A 2,055-nucleotide genomic window follows, 5' to 3' on the forward strand; every position below is an offset into this window, starting at 1 on the left:
AGCCGGTCCGCCGGCCGCACAGGCGCCGGGGGCACCGAAGCCCCAGAGCTGTGCGAGCAGCGCCCCGCCGGCCGCGACGGCCCGGGGGCCGGGCAGCCACCGCCGGGCCGGGCGCCACCCGGCGGGACGCCACCGGGCGCCGACGGTCCGTCGGGCGGGTTCCGGGCCACTGGTCGCGTGATTGGCTCGCACGTGAATCGAGAACGAGCGGACGGGCCGTGAGGTCACGGCCGCATCGTCACGGACAGTCATCGCGATCCGCCCGCCGTCCCCGCCCGTGCGGTGCTGCCGTTCCGAGGCTCCGGCCCGGCCGTCAGGCGGCGCCGGTGCTCAGGAGTTCGGGCGCAGCGTCCAGATCACCGTCATGACGCCGGTCACGGCGCCGTCGGCGCGGGTGATCTCGACGGTCACCGGGAACTCGGGGCGCTCGCCCTTGTCCAGCTCGGCGACGATCTCGGCGGCCGGACGGCCGAGCACCGCGGTGGCCGTGACGACGCCCATGGCGAGCTTCTTGTAGGCGATCTCGGCGCTCACCGCGAGCGGCACCGCGCGCGAGAGCTGGTCGCCGAACGCGGCCAGGACGATGCAGCCGCTGGCCGACTCGGCGAGGGTGAACATCGCGCCGGCGTGCGGGCCGCCCACGTGGTTGTGGTACTCGGGCTGGTCCGGCAGCCGGAGCACGGCGCGCTCGGGCGAGGTCTCCAGGTACTCCAGCTTGAGGGTCCGCGCCATCGGCACGGTGGAGTCGAGCAGCTGGCCGATCGAAGGTGTCGTCATGGCGGCAACGTTACTAGCCGGTAGCTTTCGGCGGCAGGCCCCTGACCGGGGAAAAAGATGAGACGCGGGCCACGGTGCGACCCGGGTCACACCGCCCCCGGCGCCGCCGCGGATGTGAGGGAACGCGAAAAAGCCCCGGGGGCCGGTCTCTTGACGAAACCGACCCCCGGGGTCATGGGGTGAGTGACGGGACTCGAACCCGCGGCCACCTGGACCACAACCAGGTGCTCTACCAACTGAGCTACACCCACCATCAGTCCGGACCGTTCGCGCTCTTCGGCGTTCCCGTTCCGACAAGAAGAACTCTACAGGATCCGAGAGGGTGCTCGCGCCAGGGTTTCCGTCGCCCGCCGCGGCCGGTGGTCCGGGTGTCCGGAGCACCGACCGGGACGGGTCGCGGCCGGTGGGTCAGCCCGCCGGGGGCTGGAACTTCTCGGCGATCGCGCGCGCGGTGTCGGTGTCCGGGCCGGGCTGGGCGACGAACACCGCCTCGCGGTAGTAGCGCAGTTCGTCGATGCTCTCGCGGATGTCGGCGAGCGCGCGGTGGTTCCCGCCCTTCTGCGGGCTGTTGTAGTACGCCTTCGGGTACCAGCGGCGGGCCAGCTCCTTGATCGAGGAGACGTCCACGATCCGGTAGTGCAGGTGACCCTCCAGGGCCGGCATGTCCCGGCTCAGGAAGCCCCGGTCGGTGGCCACCGAGTTCCCGCACAGCGGCGTGCGCCCGGCCTCCGGCGCGTGCTCGCGCACATAGGCGAGCACCAGCGCCTCCGCCTCGGCCAGGGTGACGCCGTGCTCCAGCTCGTCCAGCAGCCCGGACGAGGTGTGCATCGCCCGCACCACGTCCGGCATGTTCGCCAGCGCCTCCGCCGGCGGGCGGACGATGACGTCCACACCCTCGCCGAGGATGTTCAGCTCGGAGTCCGTCACCAGCGCCGCGACCTCGACCAGGGCGTCCCGGTCGAGGTCGAGGCCTGTCATTTCACAGTCGATCCATACCAAACGGTCATTCACGCCACTCACCCTACGGCGCGATCACGCGCCGCGGGCACCGATGGAGCCGAGCGGGGCGCCGGGGCGTAACCCTCGGAGCCGTGCTCGTCCGGCGTGTGGCCGTCCGTCTCCCGCACCTCGCGGGCCTCCCGGACCTCCCTGGCGTCCCGGCCGGGGTGGCCGCCGGGGTGCGCCGGCCGGCCGTCCCGCGCGGACCGCGCCTCACGGGGCTCCCTGGCCTCGGCCGCGGCGCTCCGACCGCCCTGCGGACGCAGCTGGCCCGCCCGG

The 2,055-nt window shown here is 73.4% G+C and carries 3 protein-coding genes and 1 tRNA gene; all 4 read right to left on the bottom strand.

The window, feature by feature from the left end; translation table 11 throughout:
• Window positions 1–330 precede the first annotated feature (330 nt).
• Window positions 331–777, bottom strand: coding sequence for a DUF4442 domain-containing protein (locus tag BI06_RS34460; protein ID WP_030394133.1), 447 nt, complete (start codon window positions 775–777; stop codon window positions 331–333).
• Window positions 778–952: 175 nt separating this feature from the next.
• Window positions 953–1,028: transfer RNA gene (locus tag BI06_RS34465), tRNA-His, on the bottom strand.
• Window positions 1,029–1,185: 157 nt separating this feature from the next.
• Window positions 1,186–1,788 carry an oligoribonuclease gene (gene orn / locus BI06_RS34470; RefSeq protein ID WP_078880011.1) on the bottom strand — a complete coding sequence of 201 codons (603 nt, stop codon included), beginning with the start codon at window positions 1,786–1,788 and terminating at the stop codon, window positions 1,186–1,188.
• Window positions 1,789–1,793: 5 nt separating this feature from the next.
• Window positions 1,794–2,055, bottom strand: a 262-nt coding sequence (locus BI06_RS52955; RefSeq protein WP_206743647.1) for a hypothetical protein, incomplete at its 5' end; no start/stop codon positions are given.

Origin of the sequence: Kitasatospora sp. MBT66 (assembly GCF_000710405.2) — a bacterium.
Classification (GTDB): Bacteria; Actinomycetota; Actinomycetes; order Streptomycetales; family Streptomycetaceae; genus Kitasatospora; species Kitasatospora purpeofusca.

Bases quoted from the DNA above. Each gene is read 5' to 3' on its own strand.
- BI06_RS34460 (WP_030394133.1), bottom strand. From the start codon at position 777: ATGACGACACCTTCGATCGGCCAGCTGCTCGACTCCACCGTGCCGATG.